General features: G+C 63.1%; 26 protein-coding genes. All 26 read left to right on the top strand.

Annotated elements, in window-relative coordinates; genetic code table 11:
- The first annotated feature begins 15 nt into the window (after positions 1 to 15).
- The 26 genes from flgG (at position 16) to HA052_RS06595 (ending at position 21248) form a co-directional block, all read left to right on the top strand.
- The gene (gene flgG, locus HA052_RS06720) at positions 16 to 795 is read left to right on the top strand and encodes a flagellar basal-body rod protein FlgG (protein ID WP_166451307.1); all 780 of its coding nucleotides are present in this window, start codon (positions 16 to 18) and stop codon (positions 793 to 795) included.
- Positions 795 to 1718, top strand: coding sequence for a flagellar basal body P-ring formation chaperone FlgA (flgA, locus tag HA052_RS06715; RefSeq protein ID WP_166451306.1), 924 nt, complete (start codon positions 795 to 797; stop codon positions 1716 to 1718). The genes flgG and flgA overlap by 1 nt, the downstream gene beginning before the upstream one ends.
- Before the next feature lie 30 nt (positions 1719 to 1748).
- On the top strand, positions 1749 to 2873 hold the full coding sequence (locus HA052_RS06710) for a flagellar basal body P-ring protein FlgI (RefSeq protein ID WP_166451305.1): 1125 nt from the start codon (positions 1749 to 1751) through the stop codon (positions 2871 to 2873).
- Positions 2874 to 2887: 14 nt separating this feature from the next.
- Positions 2888 to 3229, top strand: a complete 342-nt coding sequence (locus HA052_RS06705; RefSeq protein WP_166451304.1) for a flagellar basal body rod protein FlgB — start codon at positions 2888 to 2890, stop codon at positions 3227 to 3229.
- Positions 3230 to 3673: a flagellar basal body rod protein FlgC gene (locus tag HA052_RS27905; RefSeq protein WP_166451303.1), complete on the top strand. Its 444-nt coding sequence runs from the start codon at positions 3230 to 3232 to the stop codon at positions 3671 to 3673.
- Positions 3670 to 3948 (top strand): flagellar hook-basal body complex protein FliE, encoded by a 279-nt coding sequence (gene fliE / locus HA052_RS06695; protein WP_166451302.1) that lies wholly within the window; start codon positions 3670 to 3672, stop codon positions 3946 to 3948. The genes HA052_RS27905 and fliE overlap by 4 nt, the downstream gene beginning before the upstream one ends.
- Positions 3949 to 4128: 180 nt before the next feature.
- Positions 4129 to 5511 carry a flagellar basal-body MS-ring/collar protein FliF gene (fliF, locus tag HA052_RS06690; RefSeq protein ID WP_166451301.1) on the top strand — a complete coding sequence of 461 codons (1383 nt, stop codon included), beginning with the start codon at positions 4129 to 4131 and terminating at the stop codon, positions 5509 to 5511.
- Entirely contained in the window at positions 5511 to 6050 is a 540-nt protein-coding gene (locus HA052_RS06685) for a hypothetical protein (RefSeq protein WP_166451300.1), read from the top strand. The genes fliF and HA052_RS06685 overlap by 1 nt, the downstream gene beginning before the upstream one ends.
- Positions 6043 to 6726, top strand: a complete 684-nt coding sequence (locus HA052_RS06680) for a FliH/SctL family protein (RefSeq protein ID WP_166451299.1) — start codon at positions 6043 to 6045, stop codon at positions 6724 to 6726. The genes HA052_RS06685 and HA052_RS06680 overlap by 8 nt, the downstream gene beginning before the upstream one ends.
- The gene (locus tag HA052_RS06675; protein ID WP_166451298.1) at positions 6723 to 8045 is read left to right on the top strand and encodes a FliI/YscN family ATPase; all 1323 of its coding nucleotides are present in this window, start codon (positions 6723 to 6725) and stop codon (positions 8043 to 8045) included. The genes HA052_RS06680 and HA052_RS06675 overlap by 4 nt, the downstream gene beginning before the upstream one ends.
- Entirely contained in the window at positions 8046 to 8483 is a 438-nt protein-coding gene (locus tag HA052_RS06670) for a flagellar FliJ family protein (RefSeq protein WP_166451297.1), read from the top strand.
- Positions 8480 to 9157, top strand: coding sequence for a hypothetical protein (locus tag HA052_RS06665; protein WP_166451296.1), 678 nt, complete (start codon positions 8480 to 8482; stop codon positions 9155 to 9157). The genes HA052_RS06670 and HA052_RS06665 overlap by 4 nt, the downstream gene beginning before the upstream one ends.
- Before the next feature lie 2 nt (positions 9158 to 9159).
- Positions 9160 to 9576: a flagellar hook assembly protein FlgD gene (locus HA052_RS06660; protein ID WP_166451295.1), complete on the top strand. Its 417-nt coding sequence runs from the start codon at positions 9160 to 9162 to the stop codon at positions 9574 to 9576.
- Positions 9573 to 10766, top strand: coding sequence for a flagellar hook-basal body complex protein (locus HA052_RS06655; protein ID WP_166451294.1), 1194 nt, complete (start codon positions 9573 to 9575; stop codon positions 10764 to 10766). The genes HA052_RS06660 and HA052_RS06655 overlap by 4 nt, the downstream gene beginning before the upstream one ends.
- Positions 10763 to 11548: a FliM/FliN family flagellar motor C-terminal domain-containing protein gene (locus HA052_RS06650; protein ID WP_166451293.1), complete on the top strand. Its 786-nt coding sequence runs from the start codon at positions 10763 to 10765 to the stop codon at positions 11546 to 11548. Before HA052_RS06655 ends, HA052_RS06650 begins: the two co-directional genes overlap by 4 nt.
- Positions 11545 to 11862 (top strand): FliM/FliN family flagellar motor switch protein, encoded by a 318-nt coding sequence (locus HA052_RS06645; RefSeq protein WP_166451292.1) that lies wholly within the window; start codon positions 11545 to 11547, stop codon positions 11860 to 11862. The genes HA052_RS06650 and HA052_RS06645 overlap by 4 nt, the downstream gene beginning before the upstream one ends.
- Before the next feature lie 5 nt (positions 11863 to 11867).
- A complete protein-coding gene (locus HA052_RS06640) occupies positions 11868 to 12281 on the top strand; it encodes a flagellar biosynthetic protein FliO (protein WP_166451291.1) in 414 nt (137 codons plus the stop codon).
- A 5-nt stretch (positions 12282 to 12286) separates the two neighbouring features.
- On the top strand, positions 12287 to 13000 hold the full coding sequence (gene fliP, locus HA052_RS06635; protein ID WP_206118794.1) for a flagellar type III secretion system pore protein FliP: 714 nt from the start codon (positions 12287 to 12289) through the stop codon (positions 12998 to 13000).
- 6 nt (positions 13001 to 13006) lie between these two features.
- A complete protein-coding gene (locus HA052_RS06630; protein WP_166451290.1) occupies positions 13007 to 13723 on the top strand; it encodes a sigma-70 family RNA polymerase sigma factor in 717 nt (238 codons plus the stop codon).
- A 258-nt stretch (positions 13724 to 13981) separates the two neighbouring features.
- Positions 13982 to 14563 carry a flagellar basal body L-ring protein FlgH gene (locus HA052_RS06625; RefSeq protein ID WP_166451289.1) on the top strand — a complete coding sequence of 194 codons (582 nt, stop codon included), beginning with the start codon at positions 13982 to 13984 and terminating at the stop codon, positions 14561 to 14563.
- Between the two features lie 28 nt (positions 14564 to 14591).
- Positions 14592 to 15185: a tetratricopeptide repeat protein gene (locus HA052_RS06620; protein WP_166451288.1), complete on the top strand. Its 594-nt coding sequence runs from the start codon at positions 14592 to 14594 to the stop codon at positions 15183 to 15185.
- A gap of 27 nt (positions 15186 to 15212) precedes the next feature.
- Positions 15213 to 15590: a hypothetical protein gene (locus HA052_RS06615; protein WP_166451287.1), complete on the top strand. Its 378-nt coding sequence runs from the start codon at positions 15213 to 15215 to the stop codon at positions 15588 to 15590.
- Complete coding sequence (locus HA052_RS06610) at positions 15590 to 16729, top strand: tetratricopeptide repeat protein (RefSeq protein ID WP_166451286.1); 1140 nt, start codon at positions 15590 to 15592, stop codon at positions 16727 to 16729. The genes HA052_RS06615 and HA052_RS06610 overlap by 1 nt, the downstream gene beginning before the upstream one ends.
- 632 nt (positions 16730 to 17361) lie before the next feature.
- Entirely contained in the window at positions 17362 to 17883 is a 522-nt protein-coding gene (locus HA052_RS06605) for a fimbrial protein (protein WP_166451285.1), read from the top strand.
- Positions 17864 to 18655, top strand: a complete 792-nt coding sequence (locus HA052_RS06600; RefSeq protein ID WP_166451284.1) for a fimbrial biogenesis chaperone — start codon at positions 17864 to 17866, stop codon at positions 18653 to 18655. Before HA052_RS06605 ends, HA052_RS06600 begins: the two co-directional genes overlap by 20 nt.
- 58 nt (positions 18656 to 18713) lie before the next feature.
- A complete protein-coding gene (locus HA052_RS06595; RefSeq protein ID WP_166451283.1) occupies positions 18714 to 21248 on the top strand; it encodes a fimbria/pilus outer membrane usher protein in 2535 nt (844 codons plus the stop codon).
- The last annotated feature ends 2 nt before the right edge of the window (positions 21249 to 21250 follow it).

The following is a 21250-nucleotide window of genomic DNA, read 5'->3' as shown; positions in this document are numbered from 1 at the left end:
GACGAGGACGGAATCGTGATTGATGCATTGTATGTGGGCGCCACCGGCATGGCGGCGCAGCAAGGCGGCTTGGAGGCGGTGGCCAACAATCTGGCCAATATGAACACGCCGGCTTACAAGCGTTCGCAAGCGGTGTTCGAGGATCTGGTCTACCGCGAATCCGCGCGGCAGACGCCGGCTCAGGGCGAAACCGCCGGCGCGGCCTATTTGGGCCTGGGCACGCGGCTGAGCGCGGTGGAAAAAGTGTTCAGCCAGGGGGATTTGCGGCCGTCGGAGTCGGAGTTCGACGTTGCGCTCAATGGCGAGGGTTTTGTCGCCGTCGGCAACCCGGACGGCAGCCAGCTGTTCAGCCGCTTGGGTTCGTTGCGGGTGGGCGAGGACGGTTTGTTGCAGCTGCGCAGCGGTCAGCCGCTGGAGCCCGCCATTACGCTGCCGCGAGACGCCCGCGGCTTGCGGGTGGCCGAGGACGGCCGGGTTTCCGCGTTGACCGAGGACGGCAAGACGCTGGACGTCGGCCGGATCGAGCTGGCCATGTTCAATAATCCGGCCGGGCTCAAGCCGGTGGGAGAGGGCCTGTATCAGGCGACCGAGCAGTCCGGCGCCGCGCAGATGGGGCTGGCCGGGGAAGAGGGGCGCGGCAAGTTGGCGCAGAAATACCTGGAAGGCTCCAATGTGAAGATGGCGGACGAACTGGTCAGCATGATGCTGGCCCAGCGCGCGTTTGAGGCCAATTCCCGCATTATCCAGGCCGCGGACGAGATGCAGTCCATCGTCAACAATTTGCGGCGCGGCTGATGAAGCGAGCCGCGCTGCTGGCGGTGTGGGCTGCGTCGATTCCGGCTCAGCCCCTGACGGCGCGGAGCGCGCTTGAAGTGGAGGGCCGCAGCGTCAACCTGGCCCAGGCGCTGGAGGGGGAGGTTCCCGCCGCGTTGCGGCGCGCGCTGGAGGCGCGGCCGCTGGCCACCGGCCTGAAGGCCGGAGAAACCCGGACACTGGGGCGCGCGCAGTTGTTGAGCGCGTGGCGGATGGCGCTGGGAGTGGAGGCGGAGCGCTGGCCGGTACGGTTGCCCGAGCGGCTGACGGTTACGCGGGCGGGGGGAGAACCGGCGGCGCCTACGCTGGCCAAGGAGGCGGAGCTGGCTTTGCGCGCCGAGCTGGCCGGCGAGTGCGAGCGTTTGGCGCTTCAGCCTGAGCGGAATGAGATCAAAGCGCAGCTGCCGCCTCAAGGCGTCCGCCTAGCGGCGCGTTTGCCAGCCGCGCCCGCTCTGGCGAGACGGATGGCAGTGTGGCTGGATGTGTTTGAAGGACCCGAGTTGTACGGCAGTTGGCCGATTTGGTTTCAGGTGAGTTGTTTGCGGCCGGTGTATCGCGCCAGCCGGGCGGTGGCTAAAGGCGAAGCCTTGTCCGCGGCCAATGCCGAGCAAACGCTGGCGGACTGGACGGAAGCAAGGCCGCTGTCCTCTTTGGAGGGCATGGCCGCCGCCAGGGACTTGGCAGCGGGAACGGTGCTGCGGCTGGCGGACGCCAGGCCGGCGGCGCGGGTGCGCAAGGGAGAGCGGGTGCTGGCCCGTTTGAGCAGCGGGGCGATCCGTTTGGAAGTGGGCGCGGAAGCCTTGGGCGACGGCGCCATCGGGCAGTTGGTTTACGTCAGACGGGAGCGGGATCAATCCGTGTTCAAGGCCATCGTCGTGGCTGACGGCGTGGTGGATGTGTTGTGACAACAGGCGGCCTGGCAGGGCTGAGCGGAAATGAATAAGAGAATATGGTGCTTGCGGGTGTTGCAAGGCGGCGCGTTGCTGGCGCTGACCGTTGCGCTGGCCCAGGCGGGCGAGCGTATCAAGGACCTGGGCCGCTTCAATGGCTGGCGTGACAACCAACTGATCGGCTATGGCCTGGTAACAGGCCTGGCGGGAAGCGGAGACAGCGCGCGCAGTCAGATGACCCAGCAATCAATGGCCAACTTGCTCAAGCAGTTCGAGGTCAATCTAGGGCCGGACCAAGTCAATAGCCGCAACGCGGCGGCGGTGATGATCACCGCCAATATGCCGCCTTTGCTGGAGCCCGGCGCACGGGTGGATGTCACCGTGACGTCGATCGGCGATGCCCGCAGCTTGCTGGGCGGCAGCTTGTTGCAGACGCCGCTGAAGGGCGGCGATGGCCAGGTCTATGTACTGGCGCAAGGTGCGCTGTCTGTTGGCGGCTACCGTTACGACAGCAATGGCAACCGGGTGCAGAAAAACCATCCCACAGTCGGGTTGATACCCGCCGGCGGCATCGTGGAACAGGCTGTGGCCACCAGTTTCATCCGCAATGGCATGGCCGAGTTTCTGTTGTCCGCGCCGGACTTCACCACGGCCGAGCGCATTGCGCGGGCGATCAATCAGAAGCTGGGCGGCAATCTCGCCAGCCCGCTGGGGGCCGGCAAGGTGGGGATTCGGGTGGACGCGGCTTCGGCGGCGGGCACGACCAGCCTTTTGAGCCGGATCGAAGCGATTGAGGTGACGCCGGACGACCGCGCGCGGGTGGTGGTGAATGAACGCACTGGCACTGTGGTGGCGGGCGGCAATGTGATGCTCTCCGCCGTCACCGTGGTACATGGCGACTTGAAAATATCGGTGGAAACCGATTATCTGGTGTCGCAACCGCCTTCGCTGTTTGGCTCCGCGCGCGACGTGCGGACAACGGTGGTGCCGCAGACCCGCGTCGCGGTCCAGGAAAAGCCCTTGCCGGGGATCAGCCTGAAAGGCAATTCCACCATCGCCGATCTGGTTGCGGCGCTCAATCGCATTCAAGCCAGTCCGCGCGACGTGATCGCGGTGTTGCAGGCGGTCAGAACCGCCGGCGCGCTGCGCGCGGAACTGGTTATTCAATAAGGGAGGAAGAGACAATGCAAATCGCTTCGCTTGGCGAAACCGTCTCGCGCTCACTGGACGGCCTGGTGCTGCGGCAGCAGGTCATCGCGCAGAACATCGCGAATCTCAATACCCCCGGTTATACGCCGCTGCGCGTGGACTTCGAATCCGCCTTGCAAGGCGCGGAGGGCGCCGGGCCGCGCATTCTGCCGGATCGGCGTCCCGCGATTGCTCCCGGAGCGGCGGGTTCCGCCGCGGAGTTGAGCCACCAGGTGTCGCAGCTGGCGGATACCACGCTGCGTTACCAGACCCTGATCAAGGGCATCAATAAGCAACTGGCCATCATGCAGTTGGCGATTTCGGACGGGAGGCGCTAAGTGGCAGGGCTTTGGGAGTCGCTGGCGATCAGCCAGAGCGGCATGGACGTGGAGCAGCTGCGGGCGGAAGTGGCCGCGCGCAATATCGCCAACGCCAATGTGGCGGCGGCGCCGGGCGCGCCGCTTGCCAAGCCCTTGCGGGTGATGACCCAGCCGGTGGGCGCGCAGTTTGGCCAGGCGCTGGCGCGGGCGGAGGCCGGCTTGCCTCCGCCTGGGGGCATCCGCGCCGTGGTGGTGGAGTCCGACGCGCCGGCCCGCAAGGTGTTGGAGCCGTCTAGCCCCCTGGCTGACGCGCAAGGCTATGTGCAATACGCCGGCGTGAACACTTTGGAAGAGATGTTTGCGCTGACCATGGCGGTTCGGTCTTATGAAGCGAACGTGACCGCGTTCAACGCGGGGCGCTCGATGATGCAGAAGGCGCTGGAAATTGGAGGCAAACAATGATTGAGGCGATTGCCGGCAGCGCGCTGGCGGATTCTCTGTCCGTCGCGACGGCCAAGCCCTTGGCGCCGACCGGGTTTGAAAAAGTGCTGACCCAACTGGAGAAGTCCGAAAACAGCCTGGGCGGCTTGCTCAACGACGTGGCGACCGGACAGGTGGGAAGCTTGCACCAGGTGATGTTGCGGATGGAGGAAACCCGCATGCAGTTCGAGTTGTTCATGCAGGCGCGCAACAAGGTGTTGGAAGCTTATCAGGAAGTGATGCGGATGCAGGTGTGACGAGCGGTTTAGAACCGATACGATCTACTGCGCGCCGTCGTAACGTTGCGCGGTGAGTATACCTTCGGAGTGTTCATTGATTTGATGTCAACTCCGCTTCCTCTGCTGTTTTCGCCTGGTCTCGCTCAAGTTCGCGAGATCGTAAACAGCGATGTGGATATTTGATTGGATAGGCGAGAGATGGTCGATTTTTTCAAGGCGCTGTGGCAGCGCTCTTCGGGCGCGGGGCGCGCCCTCCTGGTGGCGGGCGCGCTGGCGGCGGTGGCGTTGCCGGCCGGCGCGTTCTGGTGGTCCGGGCGCGTCGATTATCAGGTGTTGTTTGCCGATCTGGACGCGCGCGACGCGGCCAGCGTGGTAGCTGCGCTGGAAAAGCAGAAAACGCCCTATCAGCTGACGGATGAAGGCAAGACCGTCCAGGTGGAAAAGGATTTGTTGTACAAGACCCGGATGAAGCTGCTGGGCGGCGGCCTGGATCTGAAGAGCTCGGTGGGCTTCGAGCTGTTTAACAATGCGGAGTTCGGCGTGACCGAGTTTGCGCAAAAGATCAATTATCTGCGCGCGCTGCAGGGCGAATTGGCGCGCACCATCATGGGCTTCGATGAAGTTCAGAGCGCGCGCGTTCACTTGGTGTTGCCGGAGGGCGGAATGTTGCGCAAGCGCGGCGCCAAGGCCAAGTCTTCGGTCTGGGTGACGCTGAAAGGCGGCAAGAGCCTGCAGCAGGCGCAGGTCAGCGGCATCCAGCGGCTGGTGGCAGCATCCGTGCCGGAGATGGATATCGCCGCGGTGACGGTGCTGGACCAGCGCGGCGTGGCCTTGTCGGCGCGCGTGCAGGACGAAGAGGGCGTGGCGGGCATAGACGCCGGCTTGCAGTTGAAAAAGGAAACCGAAGCTTATTTGGCCGACAAAGTGAGCCGCATTCTGGATACGGCGCTTGGGCAGAACCAGGCGGCGGTCAGCGTGGATGTGGCCTTGGATCTCTCCTCGCACAAGCTGACGCGCGAGTCGGTGATCGGCGATGGTTCGGACAAGGGCATTCTGGTTCGCCGGAAAGAGCAATGGCAGGACGGTGATGCTTCGCGGCTGGTGCCGTCGTCGGCCGGGGGCAATAAATCCCTGGATGCGGAATACCAGGTTGGCCGCGAGTTGCGGCAGACCAGCAGCGGCGGCGGGGCGGTCAAGCATATCAGCGTCGGCATCGTGACTAATACCAGCTTGTCCGACGCCACGGTGGAGCGGCTGCGCGAAGTGATCTCCATGGCGGTGGGACTGGATAGCGGCCGCGGCGACGGCATTGCTTTTTCCGTGATGGACAATGTGACCCCGGTGGCGGCGACGCAGGCGGCGGAGGCCGTGCCGGCCTCGCCCGCCCGCCAAAAAGAGCAAGGGGTCGGCGAATGGGTCTTGTGGGGCGGCGCGGCCATACTGTTGGCGCTGGGCTTGATCGGCGGCGGTTTGCTTCGGCGCAGAACGACAGCGCGCACGCTGACGGAGTCCGAACGCGAACGTTTGCTGCGGCAGGTGCAGCGCTGGCTGGCGGCGGAGCAGGCCGGAGGCGGCAAGTGATGGGGCAGGAGAGTTTGCGGGCCGCCTTGGCGGTGTCCGCGCTGCGGCCCGAAGAGCGGACTTGGCTCGAATCCCGGTTGACGGAGGAGGAGCGGGTCTTGCTCGGCCAGGCGCTGGAGCAATTGGACGATAGGCCGTTGACCGAACAGGCGGATGAACTGGAGCCGCCGGCGTCTTCTGCCGGCGCGGATCTGTTGAACCGCGGCGCGGAGCCCTTGCTGGAGGTTTTGTTGGCCGAGCCGGTGTGGATGCTGGCGGCGCTTGGGCATGCACTGGGCGCGGAGCAGCGCGGCAAGCTTCTGAACGCGGCTCAGGATGCGGAAGCCTGGCGCGGGCGTATTGACAGCCTGCGCCGTGAGTGGTCCGGCGGAGAGACGCAAGCGGCGCCGGCTTTGCGTGAAGCCATGCGGGAGCGCTTGCAAGCGTTGACGGCGGCGGTGCCGGAGCGGCCTTCGGTGCGTCCGGCCGGCATGGAGCAGGCTCCGACCGGCTTGGGTTTGAGGCTGCGGGCCTGGTTGGGGAGGCTGCGCCATGAGTGAGATTATCCGTAATCCCGGCATTCGAGAAAGCGCGGATTCGGCCGCCGCTCCGGAGCGGCCGCGTGCGGATTCGGCGCCTTCCCAGGCGGCTCGGCAGCCGGCGCTAGAAGAGATCCAGGCCATGCGCGAGCGCGCGACGGCGGAAATCGACGCCGCGCGCGCCAAATGCCAGGCCGAGTGCGAAGAGCTGCGCGCCGCGGCGCGCCAGAAAGGGTATCGAGAGGGCATGGTGCAGGCCGAGGCCGAATCGCTCCGCGTGCGCGAGGCGCTGGGCGCTCAGGGCAAGGCCTTGCTGGCCGCCTTGGGCGGCGTCCGCGAAGCGGTGCAGGAGGAGGTGGAGCGCATGCTGTCGCCGCTGCTGCTGGAGGCGCTGGCGCGCATGATAGGCGAGATGCCGCTGTCCGCCGAGCTGGCGCGTTCCTGCGTGCGTAACGCCTTGAGCGAGGCGGCGGGACGCGAACCGGTTCGAGTGCGCCTCCATCCGGCCGATGCGGCCTTGCTGGCCAGCGACGATGCGGCGTTGAGCGAGGCGGGCCGAGAGGTGAGCGTGGTGGCGGACGCCAGTCTGGACGGGGGCGGCTGCATCGTTGAAACCCTGCATGGCGATATCGACGCACGCATGACCACGCAGATGGAGCGTTTGCGCCGGAGCCTGCAAGAGGCCCGAACGCGATGACGCCCGGACTTGAGCAATTGCGAGCGGCGATCCACGCCTCCGATCTGGTAGAACGCGTGGGCTACGTCAGCCGCAAAGTCGGTCTGTTAGTGGAGTCTTGCGGACCCGCCGGCATTGGTTTGGGCGATCTGTGCCATATCGAGCTGGCCGGCGACAGACCGGCGGTGTTGGCCGAAGTGGCCGGCCTGGATCGGGACCGCTTGCAATTGCTGCCCTACGGCCCGGTGGACGGCCTGCTGCTGGGCGCCCGAGTGGTGTCCGCCGGGCACGCGTTTTCGGTGCCGGTGGGGGATGCGCTGCTGGGGCGGGTGGTGGATGCGTTTTGCCGGCCGCTGGACGGCAAGGGAGAGATTGAGTTTGCCGGGCGAAGGCCGGTGCGCAGTGCGCCGATTCCGGCGTTGGGCCGCAGCCGGATCAACCGGGTGATGGAAACCGGCGTCCGGGCGATAGACAGCATGCTGACCATAGGCTACGGGCAGCGGCTTTCCATCATGGCGGGCAGCGGCGTGGGCAAAAGCACGCTGCTGGGCATGCTGGTGCGCAATTGCGCGGCCGACGTGGTGGTGGTGGGCCTGATTGGCGAGCGCGGCCGCGAAGTGCTGGAGTTTATCGAAGAAAGCCTGGGCGAGTCCGGGCTGGCGCGTTCGGTGCTGGTGGTCGCCACCGCCGACGAGCCCGCGCTAGTGCGCGAGGCGGCGGCCTTAAGCGCGGTGACGGTGGCCGAGCATTTTCGCGATCAGGGCCGCTCGGTGTTGTTGATCGTGGATTCGCTGACCCGTTATGCGATGGCCCGCCGGGAAGTGGGCCTGGCCATTGGCGAACCAGCCACCTCGCGCGGTTACACCCCGTCGGTGTTCTCCGAGCTGGCCGGTATGTTGGAGCGTTGCGGCACGCGTAAGGAGGGGGGCTCGATCACTGGTTTGTTCACTGTCTTGGTGGAAGGCGACGATATTCACGACCCGGTGGCCGACAGCGTCCGCGGCATTGTGGACGGTCACATCGTGCTGTCGCGCGAACTGGCCAATGCCGGACATTTTCCGGCGATCGACGTGTTGGGCAGCGTCAGCCGTCTGTCGTCGGCGCTGGCCTCGGAGGGTGAGCAAGACGTTATGAAGGCTTGCCGCAAAACGCTGAGTGTGCTGGCGGCGAGCAAGGACTTGCTGGAGTTGGGCGCTTATCGCCCCGGCGGCAATCCGGAGCTTGACCTGGCTTTGGAGCGCAAAAGCGGCCTGGAGGCCTTTTTGCAACAAGATACTCGGCAACGCGACGAAAGAGCGGCGGCGCTGACGAGTTTGGCCGCTTTGCTGCGGGGGAACTAAATGGCGGGTTTTCCTTACCGCCTGGAACCCTTGCTGGGCTTTCGCCAGTCATCATTGCAACTGGCGCGTCAGGCCTTGTCGGCGGTCGAGAGCCGTCTGGAGGCCGCTCGTCAGATTCTGAGTCGGTCGCAGGAGGACATGCGCGTTTGCGAACAGGCCTTGGGCGTGTTGGCGGGCAACCCGCCCCTGTATTTGTCCGCCTTGAATTTCTTGCGGGAGCAGCGGCTGCGCTGCCAAGCGCTGTCGCTGGACGTGAGCGAGGCAGAGCGGGATTGGGCGCAGGCGCGGACCGTTTTGCAGCATGCGCGCACGGAACTGAGGCAGGTGGAAAAACATAAAGAGCGTCATCGGCTGGCCGCGCGCGCGCGGGAGCAACGCAAAGTGTTCCGCGAGCAGGACGAGGCTTGGCTGCAACGCCGCAGGCAAGGAGGCGCATGAGCGTCATCGTGTTGGATGGAGAGCCGGGCGGCGCGCCGGCGCGTTCGCGGCGCGAGGCGCCGGAGCCGCAGGCGGGCCGGCAATGGCAAAGACAGCTGGAGGCCGAACTGGCCAAGCACAGCGTGTGCAGGGCGATACGGCTGGGTGATGGGATGGACGCGAGCGCCGAATTGGCTGTCGAGGGCCGGCCGGGCTCCTTGCCAAATGAGGCCGAAGCCTTGCCATGGATCGCCCCGCGCGGTGCCGAACCGGCCCCGAAGGGCCTACGCGTCGTGGATGCGGGAACGCCGGTCGTGATGGAGAGCTTAGGCTTGAAGGCGGTGGCGAAGGCGAGGGCAGAGGGTGGACAGGCGGCGCCGGTAAGGCCGGCTGCGGACGGCGGGGACGGCGCGGAAGCGCCGCTCGCCACGGAGGCGGCCTTGGACGCCGAGACGGCGGCGACGCTGAGAACTTGGTTGAAGCCCTGCAAGATTACGGTCTTCGCTGATCAGGGCGCAGTGCGGGTCTGGGTGAGGGATGCCAGGCTTGACGCCGGAGAAGCCGAGGCTCTGGGGCAACGGCTGGCTCGTCTGCTCCGGGACAAGGGAGGGCGGCTGGCGATGCTGGCTGTCAACGGCGCGGTGGTCTTCCAGGAAAACGCCGCAGGCGGCTTGCCTATTTTGAAACAGGGGTGAACATGGCAACTACAGGTTTGGGCATTTCGAGCGGCGGCAGCGTTGCGCAGACGAGGGGAATCACCCAGCAGGATTTTCTGCGGATTCTCTCCACGCAACTGACTTTTCAGGATCCGCTGAAGCCTATCGACAATCAGCAATTCATGGCGCAGATGGCGCAGTTCTCCTCCTTGGAGCAGACGAGGATGTCCAATGAAAAGCTGGATACCCTGCTGGCGCAGCAAGCGGCCAATCAGTCCTTGGGGCTGATCGGCAAGACGGTGGAGGTGGCGACGGCGAGCGGCAACGTGCCGGGCCAGGTCACCACTATTTCCTTTGCCGGCGGCCAGCCCATGTTGACGGTGAAGTCCGCCAGCGGCGAACTGATGACCGGCGTGTCGCTGACCCAGGTGGCGCTGGTGCGCGGGAGCGCGACATGATCGATACCATGTTCGTCGGCTTGAGCGGGCTGCGCACCTTCCAGAAAGGCTTGTCCAATATCGGCAATAACGTTGCCAATCTGAACACGCCGGGCTTCAAGCGCACTTCGCTGCAATTCACCGACATGATGTACCAGTACGACACCCAGGGCGGCAATGGCGGCCAGCACGGCGTGGGCGTGAAGATAGGTTCCACGGTGACGGATTTCTCCTCCGGTGAGCTGCAAGCGTCGGCCAACCCTTTGGATGTCTCGGTGGACGGCGCCGGTTTCCTGGTTTCCAAGAACGGAAACCAGCTCAATTACAGCCGGGTGGGACAGTTTGAACTGGATCTGGACGGCGTGCTGAGTTCTCGGCAAGACAAATCGCGAATCCAGATGTTGGGGCCCAACAAGGAGTTGCAGGACTTCTCCATCGGCGCCTTGCGCAACCAGGCCGCCAAGCCGACATCCGCCATCAAGTTTGCGGACAACCTGTCCACCGGCGCGACCAACAGCAGCGTCGAAACCACGGTGTTCGACAAGGACGGGGTTGCGCGGCAGTTGAAGATCAGCTTCACCGGCACCGGCACGCCCCGCAATTGGAAGGTGGAGGTTCAGGACAAAGTGGCCTTGAGCACGCTGGGGAGCGGCGAGATTCGTTTTGACCCGGACGGCTCGCCGTCCTTTGGCTACAACCAGGTCTCGGTCCGTTTGAACACGCCCAGCAGCGGAGGCGGCATTCTGAAACTGTTCTTCGGCGAACCGGGCTCCATCTCGGACACCACCAGCCTGTCCGGCGGCACCTCGTCCACCATCCGCGTGGCCAGCCAGGACGGCTATGCGTCGGGCGCGTTGACCAAGCTGAGTTTCGATCAGGACGGCAAGGCGCAGATCAGTTACTCCAATGGGCAAACCGCGGTCGCAGGCAAGCTGGCGCTGGCCTGGTTCGCCCAGCCGGATCAGCAGTTGGAGCGCATTGGTTCCGGCTACTACCGCGCGCGTCCGGGACAGACGGCCGAGTACGGGGCGGCGGGCAGCGGCGTTTTCGGCAAGGTCGCGGCAGGCAAGGTGGAGCTGTCCAATGTGGAGCTGTCCGCCGAATTCAGCGACATGATGATCACGCAGCGCGGCTATCAGGCGGCGTCCCAACTGATTTCCGCCGCCAATGAAATGATGCAGCAGGCTCTGCAGATGAAGGGGGGGCGATGAGCGTTGCCCTGCCGTATCGCCTGTACGCCGGCGCGGAGCTGGCGCAAATCGAGTCGCGCTTGCGCGAGCGGTGCTCGCATTGGCTGCGGGATTGGTCAATTGCGGAGGGCGAAGTCGACCTAAGGCTGCGCCCGGTCGCCTTGTCGGATCTGGCCGGCTTGGCGTGGCTGGATGGCGGCGAAGCGCTGCCGGCGATGGCGAACGATGCGGAAGCGGACGATTTTTTCTCGGCCTTATGCCTTGGCGTGAAAAAAAGCCGCGCTGCGCTGGACGCGTCGAGCTTGGCCGGCCCGGTGCTGGACGCCGCCCGTCTGGCTTTGGGCCGTCAGCTGACCGCGGGAGACGGCGCTAGCCTTTACCGGGACAAAGCGGCGAGCGCGGCGGAGTTGTCGCCCTTGTATTCCGTGCTTGGCGCGCTGTATCTGCAACTGAGCGCGGCGGGCCAGACATTGGCTGTGCTCTTGTCGCCGGAGCAGGCCGCGGGCTTGTTGCCGGCCAGGGCGCAGCCAGCGGAGTTGGAGCCGCTGAAGTTGAGGGATTTGCCGCTGGAACAGCAAGTGGAGCTGGAAGTGCGCGCCGCGCCGGCACGCCTGTCCTTGGCGGACCTGGAGTCCTTGCAAGCAGGGGATGTGCTTCGGCTGGATCAGAAGGCGGATGGATTATTTGAGCTTTGCCTGCCTGACGGCATGGCTTTAGGACGGGCGAAGTACGGTGTGGATCAGGGACGTCTGGCGGTGAAAGTCGTCCGACCGGCGCGGCCCATCAAAAAGAGTGAAACATGAGCAAGGAAGTTGAAATTTTCAATCCAGCCCCTTTGGACGCCAAGGTGGATGCGGCGGCGCAGGGCTTGCTGGGGGGGCGTCTTGAATTGCTGAAAGACGTGGAAGTTCGGTTGGATACCCGGATTGGGCGCTGTCGGTTGAGCATCGCCGCATTGGACGCCTTGAAAGAGGGGGAGGTGCTGGCCTTGGACAAGGCCCCGGGGGACCCGGTGGAGATCCTGCTGGGCGGTCAGGTGGTCGCGCGCGGCGCCCTGGTGGTGGCGGGCGACCATCTTGGCGTCCGCATCGAGCAGGTGGCGCGTTTTTCCGCGTGAACGGCATGATGAAGATGAAATACGCGTTTGCCCTGATAGTGTGCGTCCAAGGTGCGAGCGCGCTTGCCGGTGTGTGCGCAAGCGGGACTTCCACGCCTGCTTGCGCGGTTTCGGCATCCGAGCCGGCGCGGGCTCCGCTGCAGTTTCGTCGTGATCCGCCGGCAAGCAGCGGCGGTCTGCTTGGCCCTTATGAAATATTGGGCGGCTTGGCGCTGATCGGTGCTGCGGCGTGTTGGTGGCGATGGCGTCGTCCGCGCCTTGGCCAAGCCGGGACCGGCGCGGATAGTCTGCGGGTGGTGGATAAATGCCGTTTGTCCGCCAAATCAACGGTGTATGTGGTCCAGCACCGCGACCGTGAAATCATGTTGGCGGAAAGCGAGCATGGCGTCACGGTGCTCAGGGATGAGTCCAGAGCATGAGAAAAATGCAGCAATGGATTTGGGCGCTTTGCTGGCTGCCCCTGGCGGCCAGCGCCCAAACGCAAATGGTGGACGTGGCGCTGAACGGCGCAGGCGTCAGTCAGGCGGTCAACATCGTGCTGGCGTTGACCTTGGTGGCCTTGCTGCCAGGCATGATGGTGGCGATGACTTCGTTTACCCGCATCGTGATCGTGCTGTCCATGTTGCGGCACGCGATGGGCATGCAGGAAACCCCGCCCAATGTGGTGTTGATCATGCTGGCCGCGTTCCTGACCTTGCTGTCCATGGGGCCGACCTTCGAGAAGCTGGATCAGCAGGTGGTGACGCCCTTGTACCAGCAACGTTTGCCGGCTTCGTCCGCTCTGCGGCAAGGAGGGGTCATCATGAAGGAATACATGATAGGCCGGACTCGCGAGCAGGATATGGGCTTTGTGTTGAGCAGCGCGGGCAAGGACATGCCCGACAATGCCGAATCCATCAGTCTGGTGCATGTGGTGCCTGCCTTTCTGTTGAGTGAACTTAGGCTGGCCTTCCAAATCGGTTTCGTGATTTTCCTGCCTTTCCTTCTGGTGGATATCATCGTTTCCAGCGTTTTGATGGCGATGGGAATGATGATGGTGCCTCCGGTTTCCATTGCTTTGCCGATCAAGGTGCTGATGTTTGTATTGATCGACGGTTGGACGCTGGTGGCCAGGGCGGTGTTGTCCGGCGGCTCATGATCCGCGATGCCCGCCCTGAGTTCGTCCTTGGATGCTGAGGCGCGCGATGTGCTCCAAGCCGCCGCCGCCTCAGCCGAAGCCCGAGCCGCTTTGGTGGAGGCTCATCAGCCCTTGGTGCGCATTCTGGCCGCGCGGATTTATGCGCGGCGGGTGGGGGACAGTTACGAGTTTCACGATGTGTTCCATTGGGGGGTGATAGGGCTGCTGGAGGCGATTGACCGTTATCGTCCCGAATGCGGCGTGGCGTTCAAGACCTATGCCGAATATCGGATTAGGGGGGCGATCTTGGATCAGCTGGCGCGAACGTCAGAAGTGGCGAGCCAAGCGTCCGCGCGCCGGAAAGCCTTGCAGGAGCGGGTTGAGGCAATGGAGCCGGATGTGGCGGAACCCTTCGATATTTTGCGGGAGCTGTCGGTGGGGCTGGCCATCGGTTTCATGCTGGAGGACAGCGGGATGTATTTGGCCGAGCCGGAACCGGCGTCCGAGGATCTGGCCTACCGTTCGCTGGAGTTGAAGGAAACGAAGCGGGACTTGTTGGCCGGCTTGAGCGGGGTGCCGGACAAAGCGCAAAAAGTGCTGCGACTGCACTATCTGAACGGGGTGCCGTTTTCCGAGATCGCTCAGTTGATAGGGCTGAGCAAGGGGCGGGTTTCGCAGTTGCACAAGGAAGGCTTGGCCGCCTTGCGCGCCAGCCTGTCTTCGGCGAAAGAGAGGGAGGCCTGAGTAAAGATGCGTTAGGCGCCTAAACTTTTCCGCCGCGGACGAGATAAGACTGTTACAGGCGTGTGCTGTCGAGCGGTAGAGACGAGCCCTTGGTTTCGCTTGCTGCGGATGGACTGCCGTCCAATTGAAAGACCGATTATGTCTTGTTGTGCCAGAATAATGTTGTTGTTTACCGTCTTGTCCGCGCTGAGCGGATGTGTAGCAACGCCCAAGCCATTGGTTTCCGGGCCGACCAGTGCGGATCCCGCGCCTATTCCCATGGCGCAGACCTCCCCCGGCAGCTTGTATCAGCCTGGCCGTTATCGTTCCTATTTCCGCGACGATGTGCCGTCCCGCGTTGGCGACAGCCTGACGGTGGTGATTCAGGAGCGCGCCAGTTCCAGCTTGTCCGAAGAGGCCAGAGGCAGCCGGGATACCCGGCTAGGCAACGAGATCGGAGTGGAAATGGACGCTCCCGCAATCAACCGGATATTTGGCTGGTCCCCGGGAAAGAAGTCCTTGTCCGGTGAACTGAGCGCCTCCGGCGGCGAGAAGGTGGATGGCCGAGGCAGCCGCAACAACAGCAGCAGTTTTACCAGTTCCATCTCAGTGACCGTGGTGGGGATTCTGGCGAACGGATATTTGCGGGTGAGCGGGGAGAAGCAGGTCCAGATAAACGAGGATAGCGAGCAGATCCGGCTGTCCGGGACAGTCAATCCTCGCGACATCCTGCCTGGCAACCTAGTGTCCTCCACCAAGGTCACGGATGTTCGATTGGAGCAGCAGACCGCCGGTAATCAGAGCTTGTTCGCCAAGCCCGGCTGGCTGACTCGTTTTTTCATGAGCGTGCTGCCGTTCTGATGCGGCGATGTGTTGAAATGGAGTACTAATGGATTACGCGGTATTGGATCAGGAAGAGCTTTTTCAGTTGGCTTTGCAAGCGATGGAAAGCCAGCAACATGCGGAAGCGGTGGCGCTGTTGAAGCAGGGGGTGAGAAACGATGGCGAAGATGCCCGCCTGCGTTACTTGCTGGGAGCGGAGTATGCGCAGATCGGCTTGTTTGACCGCGCTGTGGTCGAAATGGAGCAGGCGGTGGCTTTGCGGCCGGGGTTGGTGATGGCGGTTTTCCAGTTGGGCCTGTTGCATCTGACCCAGGGGCAGCCGGACCGGGCCGAGCAAGCGTGGCAAGGGCTGGGCGAGTTGGCGGAGGATCATCCGCTGCAACTGTTTCGCCAAGGCCTGATGCATCTGATCCGGGATGAGTTTGCCGATTGCCGGGAGTACTTGACGCGAGGCATCGCGGCCAACCAGGCCGCGCCCATGCTGAACGAGGACATGCGGCGGATTCTGGCGCAGATCGATGCCCAGCAGGGCGCCGGTTCTGAGGCGCCGATGGTGGAGGCCGAGCCGGCCGCGGGCTCCTCGGCAGGCAACTTGCTGCTGCGAGGGTACGCCTCCAGCGGAGACGATAAGCTACATTGATGCAGGTGTTTGGCTGGAATTGAACCGATGGAGCCGATAGACAAAGCCAGTATTTTACAGCGCTTGTTGGCCAGAAACCGATCGGTAGAGGGCCAAAGGCCGGCCGGATCAAAGTCCGCGCCGGCAGCCGGCACGGCCAAGGCCGCCGGTAGCGCCGACGTGCGTCGACAGATTGCCAAGCAGTTGCGGGCGATCGATCCAAGCTGGCCCGATGCGGAGTCGCGCGTGCTGGAAGTGCATGTACGCGCTTTGCTTGCGGAAGAGTTTGGCGCCGGCGCGGCAACGGATCCGGCTTTCGGCGGCTTGGTGGCGGATGTGGCTGCGGCCCTTCGTCAGCACCCTCAATATGAAAAGCTGGCCGCATACTTACGGCAGCAATTGCAACAATCCCATAAGCAAGCATGATGACCGAATTCAATCAGCGATTAAGCCAACTACAAGCCTATCTAGCGGCCGATCCGGCCAATCCTCATTTGCTGCTCGAACTGGCCGACCTCCATTTACAGGCCGGCAACCAGAATGAGCATGAAGCGGCTTTGCAGCGATTGTTCGCAGCGGCGCCGGGACACTTTGGCGGCCGCTCCTTGCAGGGCGTCGCCTTGATGCGGCAGGGACGTCTTGACGAGGCGGTGGCGGTGTTCCAGGCCTTGCGGGACGAGGCTTGGGAGGAGCCCGCCTTATTCTACAATTTGGCCTACGCGCTGATGTTGCAAGGGCGTTATGAGGAGGCGGAGCCCCAAGCCGCCAGAGCGTCCAAAAGTTCGGCGCTCTTGCCTCAAGCTGGCCCCTTGCATGTCCGCGCCTTGCACTTTTTAGGCCGGCTGGAGGATGCGATTTTAGTGGCGGAAACGGCTTTGCGGCAGTTTCCGGAGCACCTGAGTCTGTATGGTTTGTTGGCGACCTTATATCTGGATCAAGAGAATCTGGCCGCTGCGGAACGCGTCGCTCGTCAAGTCTTGGAGCTTTCGCCTTCTGATCCGGATGCGGCAACAGTGTTGGGAATGTTGGCCTTAAGCAAGCAGGACCTGACCGTCGCAAGCCCCTTGTTGCGGCTGGCCTGCGCCAGCAAGCCGAATTCAGGCCGGGCGCAGATGGGGCTGGGTCTGGTTTCCATGCTGGAAGGCAAACTGGATGAGGCGGAGTCCAGCGTGGCTCAAGCGCTGCATTCGATGCCGGGGCATGTGGGTAGTTGGCATGTGCTGGCCTGGTGTCGAATCTTGAGCAATCGACCTGCGGAGGCCAAGGAGGCTTTGCTGGAAGCCTTGCGGCTGGATCGGAACTTTGCTGATACCCATGGCGGCCTCGCCATCGTCGCGATCATGGAGGGGCATTTGCAAGAAGCCCAGCAGTCCGCCAGACGGGCTTTGGGACTCAATCCCGACAGCTTTCCCGGCCAATATGCGCAGAGCTTGTTATTGCAGTCCGCGGGCCAGGCCGAACAAGCCAGGCTCATTCATGAGCGCTTGTTGAATAGTGCGGTGTTGCCTGATGGCACCAAGTTGAATGAGGCGGTGGCCAGAGCGATGGCGCTGTCGTCATTTTAAGAGAAATACCGGCTAGCTGTCGACTGAATAGTGATTGGTCGTAGCCGGTACTCCTTTTAGACTAGTAGTACGGCATAGCCCCTGGTCCCTTAATGGGACAAGGGGCTTTTTATTTTCAGAAGCTCTTCCTTCGAGGAGGCTTGGCTCCTTATTTTCTATCGAGTAAACCAGCTTGTATTGTGAGGAGGATATGGCTGGAAGATGGGGAATAGATATGCCGTTATAACATTCACCGACTAGCCTCCTTTGCGTCTACTCAATGCCTGCTGAGCGTTGTGAAGGGGTACGGGTGTAGGACTTTGAAACGTGTTTTTTTTCATCTACACAACTGGTTTTGTCACCGGTGTCCTGGCTAGGGAAAAGTAATGGCGTAGCAATTTTTTATGGTCTCTTTTTTGTGAGTTATTGATATTTAAATTGCTGCTTGTGAGTGTATTAATTTTTATTTAATTAATAATGAAATTAAATTGATTGCGTTGGGCTGTTGTATGGTTGGTTGTTTTTTTAGGAATAATCCTATTCAAATCCTTTAGGGATGAAACGTACACTCCGCGTGTCTTTATTCACAGGCTCAATCAAATTGGCATAAAGCGCCTGGAAGACTCTTTGTAATATCAATGGAGAACGATTTCATGAAAAAAATTATGATGTTGGCAGGCTTTTTCCTGCCGACTATGGTCATGGCGGACAACACCATCAACTTCCAGGGAGAAGTGTCCTCGCAGACCTGCTCGGTGGATGTCAACGGCAATGCCGCCAGCCCGCTGGTGCTATTGCCCACGGTGCCGGCCGCCAGCCTTGGCAAGACCGGGGACGTGGCTGGGCAGACCGATTTCACCATTCGTTTGACCGGTTGCGAAGCGGCGCCCGCCGGCGGGACCAAGATAGGCACCGTGTTTGTGGCCAACAGCCTGACCGCGGGCGGAAATATCGGCAACGTTGGCACTGCCGGCAAGGTGGCTTTGCAGTTGCTTGATCCGAGCACGCCGAACGCCCCGTTCAACCTGACCGGTGGCTACAAAGCGCCTGGTCTGGAGTTGCAGGAAGGCGATACTACGGCCGAGCATACTTTTGCCGTCCGTTACTATGCCGAAGACGCCGCCACCGCGGGTTCGGTGTTGGGCAGCGTGCAGTATGCGGTTTCCTACTTGTAAACGCAGTAGCCTGCCGGAGCGCGTCGCTCCTAACGCCGCCGCGCTCCGGCGCGCCTTGCTGCCAGCGCTGATTTTGCTGACGGCGTGGCCGGCGACCTGGGCCAGCGTGGTACTGAACAATACCCGCATCGTCTACCCCGGCCAGGCCCGTGAGAGCAGCATCCAACTGCGCAACGAGGATGCCACGCCCAATGTGGTTCAGGTGTGGCTGGACTCCGGCGATGTGGATTCCACGCCGGAGCGTGCCACGGCGCCGTTCGCCGCCATGCCGTCGGTGTTCCGCATGGAGCCCAGGGCAGGTCAGACCGTGCGGCTGGTGTTCGACGGCCGCGAGCTGCCGCAGGACCGGGAGTCGGTCTATTACTTCAATATGCTGCAGATCCCATCGGTCAGCAGCCAATTCTCCGAGCAAAACCAGATGATGGTGATGCTACGCAGCCGGCTCAAGTTGTTTTACCGCCCGGCGGGCATTCAGGGCCGGGTTGAGCAGGCGCCGGGGCAACTGAACTTTTCCCTGCAGCGCCAGGGCCACGGCTGGCGCCTGGTCGCCGACAACCGCAGCGGCTACTACCTGTCGGTGATCGGCGGCGAGGTGTGGAGCGGCGGCAAGGCGCATGCCTTCAGGGCGGACATGCTGGCGCCGTTTTCCAGAGCCGCGTGGCCGGTGTCGGGGCTGACGCAGCCTGGCGCGGGGCTCTCCGTGCGTTTCAAGCATGTCAACGATTACGGCGGCGTGAACGAGGTCGAGTCCGCCGCTGTGACAGCGGAATGATGTCCCGGTTATGACTTCTAATATCTATCGCAGGCAGTGGTTTCCTGGGCTTCCCCGAATGTTGGCCGCTAGCGCGGCCTGCCTGACGCCCGGCCTGGCTTGGGCCGAATCGAGCTCGGCCGCAGCGGAGACGGCGCCTTCATTGTTGGCCTATCGTTTCGATAGTCGTTTATTGCTGGGCAACGCCTTGGCCGGGAATATCGAGCGTTTCAACATGCCCAATCAAGTGGAGCCCGGCGCTTATCTGGTGGATATCTTCGTCAACGGCGCTTTTCTTTCCCGCCAGACAGTGAACTTCCGGCGCGAGGGCGAACATCCCATCTCCGCCTGTTTGGAGCAGGCTTTTCTGATCAAGGCCGGGGTGTTGCCGGAAAGCTTGTCGTCGGACGAAGGCGAATTGGCGGCATGTTGGCCGCTGGCTTTGCGTATTCCCGGCGCCGACAGCGTGTTCGATCTTTCGCGCTTGCGGCTGGACTTGTCGGTGCCGCAGGCGGCGATGAAACGGCGGCCGCGCGGCTATGTGGCGGAAGAAGATCTGGATGCCGGCGCGGCCATCGGCTTCGTCAACTACGACGCCAACAGCTACCGTTCCAGCAGTGGGGACATCAGCAACAGCTATCATTATGTTTCCACCGACGCGGGGGTGAACCTGGGTTTGTGGCGCTTGCGCCAGCAATCCAACTACAGCGGCGGGATGGCCGGCGGCGGGCGCTGGAACCTTATTCGCAGCTATGCGCAGCGCGCCTTGCCCGCTTTGCAGAGCGAGTTGACGTTGGGGGAAAGCTCCACCGGGGGCAGCCTGTTGAGCGGGCTCAGTTTTCGCGGCGTGCAGTTGCGCAGCGACGACAGGATGTTGCCGGAAGCCTTGCGGGGCTACGCGCCGGTGGTGCGCGGCGTGGCGGACACCAATGCCCGAGTGGTGGTGCGCCAGGGCAAGCAGGTAATTTATCAGACCGTGGTGGCGCCCGGCCCCTTCGTGATCGACGATCTGTTTCCCACCAGTTACCAGGGCGACCTGAACGTGGAGATCACCGAGGCGGACGGCCAGGTTAAGCGTTTTACCGTGCCGTTTGCCGCGGTGCCGGGGTCGATGCGGCCGGGCCATACCCGCTACAGCCTGACGCTGGGCCAGTTGCGCAATGCCTTGGACGACAAGCCTGTTTTCGCCGATTTCACCTATCAGCGCGGCGTCAACAACGCGTTGACCGCCAATATGGGCGCTCGGGCGGCTTCCAATTACATCGCCCTGCTGGGCGGCATGGTGTGGGGGTCCCGCTATGGCGCGCTGGGAGCGGACGCCACCTATTCGCGTTCCCGCGAGGGCGACGGCAGCTTGAACCACGGCTGGCGCGCGGCCTTGTCGTACAGCCACACCATTCAACCCACTGCCACTTCTATCACCTTGGCCGGCTATCGCTACTCCACCCGCGGCTACCGCGATCTGGTCGACGCCTTAGGGGCGCGTCAGGCCTTCCAGCGTGGCGAAACTTGGAGTTCCAGCACTTTCCAGCAGCGCAATCAGTTCACCGTCAGCGTGAATCAGCGGCTGGGCGGCTACGGCAGCCTGGGCCTGTCCGCCGCGATCAGCGATTACTACAACGGCAAGGAGAGGGACGTCCAGCTGCAACTCAGCTACCAGAACCAGTTCCGTTCCCTCAGTTACGGAGTGTCGGTGTCGCGCCAGCGCGTCGGCCAGTTGCAAAGCGGCGGCTCGGTTGTGTCGCCACTGGACAGCGGGCGGGACCGCAATACGGTGATGTTCAATCTGTCGATGCCGTTGGGCAAGGCTCGACGCGCGCCGATGCTGGCGGCGTCGACAAGCCGCAGCGAGGGCGAGCGCAATCTGCAACTGTCGCTCAGCGGCACCGCGGACGAAGCGCAGACGGTCAGCTACGGCGTCAACGTCTTGCATGGTTCGCAAAACAGCGAGACCACATTCGGCGCCAACGCGCAAAAGCGGTTCCCGCTGACTACGGTAGGCGGCAGTTATTCGCGCGGGCGCAATTTTACTCAGACCGGGGTCAGCGCGCGCGGCGCGATGGCGGTGCACGGCGGCGGAGTGACTTTCGGCCCTTATCTGAGTGAAACCTTCGGCCTGGTGGAAGCGCCCGGCGCCAGCGGCGCGGCGGTGCGCAACGGCATGGGCGCCAAGGTCGACCGTGCCGGCTACGCCTTGATTCCGTCGCTGACGCCGTATCGCTACAACGATGTGGCGCTGGACAGCAAGGGCCTGGCCGATGGCGTGGAGCTGCAAGGGGACCAGTTGCGCACCGCGCCCTATGCCGGCGCGGCAGTTCGTTTGAAATTCGCCACCCGCCGCGGCCAGGCCCTGCTAATCAAGGGGCGGTTGGCCGATGGCGGGTTCTTGCCGATGGGCGCGATGGTGTATTCGGAAGACGGCGTCAATGTCGGCATGGTGGGCCAGGGCGGGCAGGCCTATGCGCGGGTGGCAGCGCGCAAGGCGCGGCTGAGGGTGAAGTGGGGCGAAACGGCGGATAGCCAGTGCGTATTGCCATATGCGCTGGCCGACGAAGCGCGCAGCCGGCCCATTATCAGGCTGGAGGCGGAGTGCGCGCTGCTGGTCCAATCATGAGG

Source organism: Chromobacterium fluminis (assembly GCF_011602385.1).
GTDB classification, from domain to species: domain Bacteria; phylum Pseudomonadota; class Gammaproteobacteria; order Burkholderiales; family Chromobacteriaceae; genus Chromobacterium; species Chromobacterium fluminis.
This window is presented reverse-complemented; position numbering and strand designations above follow the sequence as displayed.

Coding starts and splice junctions, on each gene's coding strand:
- flgA (WP_166451306.1), top strand. CDS start 795: ATGAAGCGAGCCGCGCTGCTGGCGGTGTGGGCTGCGTCGATTCCGGCT.
- HA052_RS06710 (WP_166451305.1), top strand. CDS start 1,749: ATGAATAAGAGAATATGGTGCTTGCGGGTGTTGCAAGGCGGCGCGTTG.
- HA052_RS06705 (WP_166451304.1), top strand. CDS start 2,888: ATGCAAATCGCTTCGCTTGGCGAAACCGTCTCGCGCTCACTGGACGGC.
- fliE (WP_166451302.1), top strand. CDS start 3,670: ATGATTGAGGCGATTGCCGGCAGCGCGCTGGCGGATTCTCTGTCCGTC.
- fliF (WP_166451301.1), top strand. CDS start 4,129: ATGGTCGATTTTTTCAAGGCGCTGTGGCAGCGCTCTTCGGGCGCGGGG.
- HA052_RS06685 (WP_166451300.1), top strand. CDS start 5,511: ATGGGGCAGGAGAGTTTGCGGGCCGCCTTGGCGGTGTCCGCGCTGCGG.
- HA052_RS06680 (WP_166451299.1), top strand. CDS start 6,043: ATGAGTGAGATTATCCGTAATCCCGGCATTCGAGAAAGCGCGGATTCG.
- HA052_RS06675 (WP_166451298.1), top strand. CDS start 6,723: ATGACGCCCGGACTTGAGCAATTGCGAGCGGCGATCCACGCCTCCGAT.
- HA052_RS06670 (WP_166451297.1), top strand. CDS start 8,046: ATGGCGGGTTTTCCTTACCGCCTGGAACCCTTGCTGGGCTTTCGCCAG.
- HA052_RS06665 (WP_166451296.1), top strand. CDS start 8,480: ATGAGCGTCATCGTGTTGGATGGAGAGCCGGGCGGCGCGCCGGCGCGT.
- HA052_RS06660 (WP_166451295.1), top strand. CDS start 9,160: ATGGCAACTACAGGTTTGGGCATTTCGAGCGGCGGCAGCGTTGCGCAG.
- HA052_RS06655 (WP_166451294.1), top strand. CDS start 9,573: ATGATCGATACCATGTTCGTCGGCTTGAGCGGGCTGCGCACCTTCCAG.
- HA052_RS06650 (WP_166451293.1), top strand. CDS start 10,763: ATGAGCGTTGCCCTGCCGTATCGCCTGTACGCCGGCGCGGAGCTGGCG.
- HA052_RS06645 (WP_166451292.1), top strand. CDS start 11,545: ATGAGCAAGGAAGTTGAAATTTTCAATCCAGCCCCTTTGGACGCCAAG.
- HA052_RS06640 (WP_166451291.1), top strand. CDS start 11,868: ATGATGAAGATGAAATACGCGTTTGCCCTGATAGTGTGCGTCCAAGGT.
- fliP (WP_206118794.1), top strand. CDS start 12,287: ATGCAGCAATGGATTTGGGCGCTTTGCTGGCTGCCCCTGGCGGCCAGC.
- HA052_RS06630 (WP_166451290.1), top strand. CDS start 13,007: ATGCCCGCCCTGAGTTCGTCCTTGGATGCTGAGGCGCGCGATGTGCTC.
- HA052_RS06625 (WP_166451289.1), top strand. CDS start 13,982: ATGGCGCAGACCTCCCCCGGCAGCTTGTATCAGCCTGGCCGTTATCGT.
- HA052_RS06620 (WP_166451288.1), top strand. CDS start 14,592: ATGGATTACGCGGTATTGGATCAGGAAGAGCTTTTTCAGTTGGCTTTG.
- HA052_RS06615 (WP_166451287.1), top strand. CDS start 15,213: ATGGAGCCGATAGACAAAGCCAGTATTTTACAGCGCTTGTTGGCCAGA.
- HA052_RS06610 (WP_166451286.1), top strand. CDS start 15,590: ATGACCGAATTCAATCAGCGATTAAGCCAACTACAAGCCTATCTAGCG.
- HA052_RS06605 (WP_166451285.1), top strand. CDS start 17,362: ATGAAAAAAATTATGATGTTGGCAGGCTTTTTCCTGCCGACTATGGTC.
- HA052_RS06600 (WP_166451284.1), top strand. CDS start 17,864: ATGCGGTTTCCTACTTGTAAACGCAGTAGCCTGCCGGAGCGCGTCGCT.
- HA052_RS06595 (WP_166451283.1), top strand. CDS start 18,714: ATGTTGGCCGCTAGCGCGGCCTGCCTGACGCCCGGCCTGGCTTGGGCC.